This is a genomic window from Methanospirillum sp. (assembly GCF_028679455.1).
Classification (GTDB): domain Archaea; phylum Halobacteriota; class Methanomicrobia; order Methanomicrobiales; family Methanospirillaceae; genus Methanospirillum.
The window spans coordinates 1-7,504 of the sequence record NZ_JAJRBM010000011.1; the positions used below are offsets into that span (position 1 = coordinate 1).

Annotated in this window: 6 protein-coding genes; 3 read left to right on the top strand and 3 right to left on the bottom strand. The window is 49.6% G+C overall.

From position 1 onward, the window contains the following. The 3 genes from LUQ50_RS00295 to LUQ50_RS00305 form a co-directional block, all read left to right on the top strand. Nucleotides 1-669 (top strand): methyltransferase domain-containing protein (locus tag LUQ50_RS00295; protein ID WP_300034395.1); only part of this gene is annotated, 669 nt, incomplete at its 5' end. A gap of 208 nt (nucleotides 670-877) precedes the next feature. Continuing rightward, complete coding sequence (locus LUQ50_RS00300) at nucleotides 878-1,153, top strand: hypothetical protein (RefSeq protein ID WP_300034399.1); 276 nt, start codon at nucleotides 878-880, stop codon at nucleotides 1,151-1,153. Then, the gene (locus tag LUQ50_RS00305; protein WP_300034402.1) at nucleotides 1,150-4,221 is read left to right on the top strand and encodes a hypothetical protein; all 3,072 of its coding nucleotides are present in this window, start codon (nucleotides 1,150-1,152) and stop codon (nucleotides 4,219-4,221) included. The genes LUQ50_RS00300 and LUQ50_RS00305 overlap by 4 nt, the downstream gene beginning before the upstream one ends. A 191-nt stretch (nucleotides 4,222-4,412) precedes the next feature. On the opposite strand, the gene LUQ50_RS00310 is transcribed toward LUQ50_RS00305, so the two are convergent. From LUQ50_RS00310 to LUQ50_RS00320, 3 genes are all read right to left on the bottom strand, one after another. Next, nucleotides 4,413-4,628 carry a hypothetical protein gene (locus LUQ50_RS00310; RefSeq protein ID WP_300034404.1) on the bottom strand — a complete coding sequence of 72 codons (216 nt, stop codon included), beginning with the start codon at nucleotides 4,626-4,628 and terminating at the stop codon, nucleotides 4,413-4,415. Next, entirely contained in the window at nucleotides 4,618-5,064 is a 447-nt protein-coding gene (locus LUQ50_RS00315; RefSeq protein ID WP_300034407.1) for a hypothetical protein, read from the bottom strand. Before LUQ50_RS00315 ends, LUQ50_RS00310 begins: the two co-directional genes overlap by 11 nt. A gap of 100 nt (nucleotides 5,065-5,164) precedes the next feature. Next, nucleotides 5,165-7,447 (bottom strand): PKD domain-containing protein, encoded by a 2,283-nt coding sequence (locus LUQ50_RS00320; protein WP_300034410.1) that lies wholly within the window; start codon nucleotides 7,445-7,447, stop codon nucleotides 5,165-5,167. Between the last annotated feature and the right edge of the window lie 57 nt (nucleotides 7,448-7,504).

The following is a 7,504-nucleotide window of genomic DNA, read 5'->3' on the forward strand; positions in this document are numbered from 1 at the left end:
GGTTCATGCAATGAATTATCCCCCCGGGAGAGGGCCCCTTCATTCATGCAGATGGATGGACGTTCTCTCGGATTTGTCGATGACATCTTTGATGCAGTCAGGGAGGACAGGGCTCTTCAGCATATTGCTCATCCTGAACTTGTACTGCACGAATTGATTCGTGTGTTGAAACCGGGGGGGAGATTTGTTCTGTTTGAACCTGACTGGGAACTCTTCATCATTGCTAATTCTGCACACAACCTGACACGTTCAATTCTGAATTACTGGGCAGATCAGTTTATGAACGGATGGATAGGGCGCGAGCTCTATCAGATCTGTACCAACGCTGGTGTTTGTGAGGTTTCCGTGCTTCCCCGAACGATGATTCTTCATGATCTCCAGATCTGTGATCGTATATTCGGCATCAGGGAAACGGTCTCCCGTGCCTGTGATACAGGAGTGATTGCCAAAAACGAAGGATCCCGGTGGCTTGATGAACTTGAGGGTGCAGACCGCAAAGGCACTTTTTTCTCTTCGTTTACCGGGTATCTGATTACCGGAAAAAACGATGAGGTCTGTAACGCCCTGGCGTTCCCTCTTTTCAGGAAACTGCCATGCATCAGTATGGTATGGTGGTTTGTATGGGACCCTATGATTAAACTCATGTTAATCCCGTCTATCACCGTATAAATATTTCAAATCGCCTTGATTCAGAATAAGAAGAATAATTGAACTCCGTTTGGTGGGTCTTTTCAAATATTTAAATAAGCAGATACCAGGATAATGAGGAAACACTTCGGTGGTGATCCACCAGATCGATCAGAACCATCAACAGGACAAGGCAACGCCCCTGACCCGGGTTCTGTACCGATAGAAGGTTTCACAGGTATATGATAGTATGAAACGGAAAAGAATAGACAAGCCCCGCACAACCCTTCTCTATCTTGGCAGACCGGGAAGATCGGCGGGGATATGGTACTCGTATGGGTGTCTGAACCTTTGTTTCTTTCTGTCAGCAGGGGGTATGCCCATGTATGAGGCTGACATCCTTCATGATGGAACCAGAGGGTTACCCCGTGAGTCAATGCTCTGCAGGATTCCAACCTCCCATGCATTGGTTCAGGGGCTCACCCGGGTCAGGCCGGTTCAAAGCAGACCGGAGGATACGGTATGAGCAACAACCCTCCGGGGACAGAAGAGCAGGCACAAGATTCGCACCCAATCAGGTCGGCATGCGACCTGCTCTTTGCGCCCGGTCAGACTGTCGAAGTCAGGCTGTTAGGAAAATACGGAACGGCTTCAGGATTCTTTGACACATATGACCTCCTGGAGAGTGCGGTCACCCGGTTTGAAAACAGGGGGGAGTATGCAGGGATTTATGTCACGCTCAATCCGGTTAACCCTGACCTGCTTGCAAGGCGGGCAAACCGGATAGAGACAAGGCTCGGGCGAGATGAAAAGTCAGCAGCAGATAGTGACATCCTTTCCCGTCGATGGCTTCCGATTGATATCGATCCGGTCAGGCCGTCAGGCGTCTCTTCTACCGAAGAAGAGCACCATGAGGCATTAGCGAAAGCCAGCCGGATTGCGGCATATCTTACCGGTCTTGGCTGGCCGGAGCCGGTGATGGCTGACTCAGGAAACGGGGCTCATCTCCTGTACCAGATTGATCTTGAAAATGATGACACGACCCTGAAACTTATCAGGAATGTTCTCAAAACCCTGGATACCCTCTTCTCTGATGAGCGATCCAAGGTTGATACTTCGGTCTCTAATGCCGGCCGGATCTGGAAACTCTATGGGACTACCAGCAGGAAGGGAGATACCATCGCAGCCAGACCACATCGGAAGGCAAGACTTCTTTCAGTGCCTGACACCCCCGTTGTCGTCGCTGCAGAAAGGCTCATCCATCTGGCTGGAATGCTCCCTGATGAGCAGCAGGTACCCAAAGACAACCAGCCGGGGGCGACCATTGATCTTGGAGCATGGCTCAAAAGGCATGAGTTATCATGCGAGCAGAAACCATATGCAGGTGGGTCGCTCTTCGTGCTACATGAATGCCCGTTCTCGTCAGATCACCGGGACGGAGCATACGCAATTCAGTTCCCAAACGGTGCCATTTTCGCAGGATGTCATCATGATTCGTGTGGGGGAGGAACACAGCGGTGGGCTGAACTGCGATATCGGTATGAACCAGATAGAGTGCTGCGGGGAAAACGCATTTCTTCTCCATCTTCCTCTCCATCTTCGGCAGCTTCAGCGACTGTCGTGCCAGGACCGTCTCCGGAGGCTAAAACCCCCGGCTCCGCAACGCAGGAGTGTACTTCTTCCGGGTTCAAGGCTGATGTAAGCCGTATTCTTACCGATACGCACCCTTTGCGATACATGCTTGACACATTTACCCTGGATCACGAAGGGGATCTGACGGTTGCCGAGTCACTGATTATGTCGCTTGCTTCCCGGCTTGTGCTGAATAGCAAAGGGCTGCATGTCTCGATTACCGGTGAGTCAGGGAAAGGGAAGAGCCATGCTATCAGTACTGTGCTTAAGCAGGTTCCTCCTGCCCACCGGCTTGACGGCAGGATCAGCGAGAAGGCACTCTTTTACATCACTGATCTGAAGCCAGGGACCGTGATTGCTCTTGATGATCATGCACTTTCAGACCAGATGCAGGAGATCCTGAAAGGGGTGACCAGTTCTTTTCATCACCCGTTTGTGTACAGGACAGTCTCAAAGGATCGGACCGGACAGGTATGCACGATTCCGGAGCGGTGTGTCTGGTGGATTGCCAAGGTGGACGGTACCGGGGATGACCAGGTCTTTAACCGGATGCTCACCTGCTGGATCGATGACAGCGAAGAACTGGATCTTAAGGTTCTTGAGCGGAGTCTTTCCCATGCATGCAAGGGTCCTATCTGCGGTGAGCGTGAACGTGATGAGAACCTGATCTGCCAGGAGATCTGGAAGACTCTTGTTCCTGCATTTGTGATCATCCCGTTTGCAGATCGTATCAGGTTCGTGTCGGCAGCAAACCGGAGAAATCCGGATATGCTTCTGGATCTGATCAGGTCGTCATCGATTCTCATGCAGCAGCAGCGAAATGAAGAGGAGATCGATGAGGTACGGTGCATTTATGCGACAGAAGAGGATTTTACCGTTGCAGCACGTCTCTATACGGCCCTGAACGGGGAGAGCGGGGGTCAGGCATCGAAACTGACCAGGAGAGAGGCAGAACTGGTGACGATCATGCACCAGTCAGGCAGGCCGGAATATACGGTCAATGATCTCCAGACGCTTACCGGATGGAATAATAGTTCGATACACAAGCTTCTGAACGGATATTTGAGCAAAGGGCAGACCTATTCAGGGCTTCTGGCAAAATGTCCGGCTGTCTCGTTTTATGACCGGACTGTCACATCCGGCTCTGATGGAAAACACACACAGCGACGAATGAGGGTGTACACCTGGGATCCTGCTCTGTATCTTCCCTGGTCAGAGGGTGGTGTGGTCTGGCTTGCTGCCGAACAGAAGTCACCCGGCCCTGATGATACTGATCCGGGCGGCAGTGCGGCTGAAGATGGCATAATGCGGAACAATGCGGGAGGCTGCCGCCCGGAAATAGAGGCGCATCCTTCTTCAGATCTACAAATAATCAAAGATTGTACTAATAACGATCAGAGAGCGGCAGAGGACCAGGGTATGAAGCAGGGGATCTCACTCTCTGACACGGGTGATCATCAGGGTTCTGATCCCGGGAACTGCCGCATTGCCGCCCAGGGTGATCTGATACCGGCGAATGAAGGCGGGATTGTGGATCCGGGTGCAGATTTGAGAGTGGCAGATCAGCATACTCTGCCGCATGATGCCGCCACTGCCGACCGATCACCTGAGTCCAGGATCAGGGCTGTTGATTTTGTCGAAGTGGAAGGATGGCCCCAGAAAACTCCCTGTGCTATGTGCGGAAGTCCCTACACCAGGTACAGGGAACGAACCGTACATGCCGGATCCGGGCAACGGATGCTCTGTCCGGTCTGTTTTGAGGCTGCCCAGGTCAGGGAGTCCCTCTCTGTCCGGACGATTCCGGGTATCATTGATACGAGATCCATGCAGCACCGGAGCAGTCCGACCGGGAAGTGCTCGGTCTGTAGGATTGGGGCAGCAGTCTGGGTGGATCCGGGTCAGCAGATAGCTCTGTGTGAGACGTGTTACAACCGGGAACGGTCCGGAAAGAGAGAACAGTAAACGTCGGGAATAAACAGGAGACGCAGAATGATGGTTGAAATCCCCGCTTATAGCGGGGATGAACCTCCCAGGTTCAAAAGTCGATAAACCGGGGATCCTTGCCGCTTCCCGGATTATTTATCGGGGTTCGCCGTTGAGGACGGATTGAAACATGCTATGGTTACAAATACTACTATTGCATTTTGATTAAATCAGGAAGAGTTACTTTTCTTCTCTTCTCTTCTTTTTTCTATGGTTTTGAAATAATCTTCCGGATCATCTGGCAACCAGGTCTTTCGCTCACTGGTATAGTCGCCATATCCAGGGTCATAGATCTGAATAAACCGGACTGTATCAACCGGGCCTAACGTATTGATTAATGCCTTGATTCCTTCCTGCTGGATTTTAGATAATGTTTTAGTCTCCATTTACACCTCCCTCTAGCCAGATTACAGGATGAGCAATGGGAGTATTGAGTAACTGACTATTTCGTTTTGCTATCTGAAGTATCTGTTTGTCAGTGGTTAGGAAGATAGATTGTGCCCTTTCTGCACATGCTATGTGGATAGCATCCGCAGAATGGAAACCCATTGATTTCAGGACGTATGTTCTTTTTTTGATTTCGTTGTCAATTACTACATATTCACGGGATATTTGCATGATGGCATTGACTACATCCTTCTTGTGAGAGTTGCCGATTCGGCAGAGTTCATCATCAATCATCTCACTGCCGACGAGGATATACTGATTATGGCATCGTTTGAGGATTTCTTTTATTGATTCTGAATCCTGTCGTATTGTATATTGGTCCTGATTATCGAACGGTCTGCATAAACAGCAGACATCCAGATATATTTTCCTCATGTTTGTTTCTATTGCCTTAAGTCACAATTACCGAATACCTTCTCATGAAAAACCCGGTAATGAGAGACCGGGTTTTTCATCGAAAATTACTCCCGGATAGTTAGGTAACCGAAATGTACTCGCTCTTTTCCATCATTCCTGATGAAATACTGTTCTTTGTCCTAAGAGTGACCGAGTAAGTCCCTTTTGCATAATAGATATGAGTCACATTCTGTACCGTTGATATATTCCCATCCCCGAGATCCCAGATCCAGGATGTCGGGTTTCCGGTAGACTGATCGGTGAAGGTAACTTGTAGAGGAGCAGTTCCAGAAGTCCGGTCTGCTGAGAATGCGGTGGATATCTCTGCTGGTACCGGTGTCGGAGTCGGAGAGGGAACAACTCCGGCAGTCACCGTCACCGCTTTATTGAGCATTGCAATTCCCCCGGATTGGTCATTCATTGCTTTGAGCGAGACTGAATACACTCCCGGAGTGGTATACGTGTGGACCGGATCCCGGACTGTTGAAGTGGTTCCATCCCCGAAATTCCAGAAAAATGAGGTTGGGCTGCCGAGTGACTGGTTGGTAAACGCTATGGAAAGTGGAACTGCCCCCCAGGTCGTGTTCATCGAGAAGAAGGCATGCACCTGCCCGGGAGTAGGGATTCCAGAGGTCGAGATGGTGTGGTTTGCTATGATCGTAGTGAAGGTCCAGTTGCTCACCGGGCCAACCCGGTTGCTATCGACCGTGACGTTCTCAAGAGTTGCGCCCGGTTTTGTCTGGGCGAGGTATGTGGCATTTGTCCCCTCGGTATAGGATTTATTCCCTACTGGATAGAGAATAGTCCAGGGATCAGAGGTGGCGTTGACTGGATGCTGAACAGAAATCCGGGTAAGCCAGTTGTCAGTTATCCCGTGGTATCCGGTAACATCACCATCATTTGAGTAGGTATATCCGACCGTAAGATATTGTCTGTCCGCTGTCTGATTAAGTGAAAATAGATGATCGTACTTAGACCCTCCAAGGCACTTCTGCCACTTGAGGTTTCCTTCGTTATCAAGTTTTACTACCCAGCAGTCACTATTTCCGTGGTTTCCAGAAACATCCCCATCCTCTGAAATGGAAATTCCTCCAACCAGGTATCCCCCATCAGCAGTCTGAATAACCGATTCTGCCCAATCGCTTGATGACCCTCCAAAACACTTCTGCCATTGGAGAGAGCCGGACGAATCCAGTTTAACAACCCAGTAGTCACCATATCCGTGGTTTCCTGAAACATCACCGTTAAGGGAGGAGGACATTCCTCCTATTAGGTATCCTCCGTCTGCTGTCTGAGTTATCGATTCAGCTAAATCATTATCAGATCCACCGAAACACTTCTGCCACACCAGGGTTCCATTCTCATCAAGGTTTACTATCCAGTAGTCAGCTTGTCCATGGTTTCCAGAGACATTCCCATCGGTCGAATATACGACTCCTGCGACCAGATAACTTCCGTCAGTGGTTTGAATTACCGAGGTAACCCAGTCCCCGGATGTTCCTCCCAGACATTTCTGCCACTGCAGATTTCCGGAAGTATCGAGTTTCACGATCCAAGCATCAGAACCTCCATGATTACCGGAGACATCGCCATCATTCGAGTATGTGGCTCCCCCTGCCAGATATCCCCCGTCCCTGGTCTGAATAACTGACTCTGCCCAGTCACTGGTTGTTCCACCCAGACATTTCTGCCACTGCAGATCTCCGGACGGATCCATTTTTACAACCCAGAGATCTGAACCGCCGTGATTACCGGAAACATCGCCATCATTCGAGTATGTGGTTCCCCCTGCCAGGTATCCCCCGTCAACGGTTTGAGTTGCTGTATATCCATAATCAGAATTTGATCCACCAAAACATTTCTGCCAGTCCAGAGTTCCGGAGGGATCCATTTTGATGACCCATACATCAGAACCTCCATGGTTCCCTGATACATCACCATCGATTGACCGGGTATATCCGGTAACCATATAACCTCCGTCAGGTAATGAGGTTACTGCATATCCCTGGTCAGTTGATGACCCCCCGAGACATCTCTGCAAGGTGAGTTGAATAGCGGTTTCGTTTCCTCCTGATCCACTCATGTCAATACTTTGTGTATGGTTAGATTCTGATGATGTGTATGCTCCCTCTACTTTTTCCTGATTGAGGAGATTTTGTTCGAATAATGGATATTTAATCCCATCAATTCCGTGTATCATCTCCGGGGATATTTCCCCAGGAATAATCGGTGAATTATTTTCTCCAATAACCACCTCATCAGCACACACCGGTATGCCAATAACTCCTATACAGAGTAGCCCGATGAGAACTCCGCATAGTATTCTCCCGGCAATTTTCTGATCATATCTATATTTTGTCAATTTCCACCCCGGAAAACAAAACCTGCCTGAATTCAAATAAATTTCTGTATCCTTGAA

Coding starts and splice junctions, on each gene's coding strand:
- LUQ50_RS00300 (WP_300034399.1), top strand. CDS start 878: ATGAAACGGAAAAGAATAGACAAGCCCCGCACAACCCTTCTCTATCTT.
- LUQ50_RS00305 (WP_300034402.1), top strand. CDS start 1,150: ATGAGCAACAACCCTCCGGGGACAGAAGAGCAGGCACAAGATTCGCAC.
- LUQ50_RS00315 (WP_300034407.1), bottom strand. CDS start 5,064: ATGAGGAAAATATATCTGGATGTCTGCTGTTTATGCAGACCGTTCGAT.
- LUQ50_RS00310 (WP_300034404.1), bottom strand. CDS start 4,628: ATGGAGACTAAAACATTATCTAAAATCCAGCAGGAAGGAATCAAGGCA.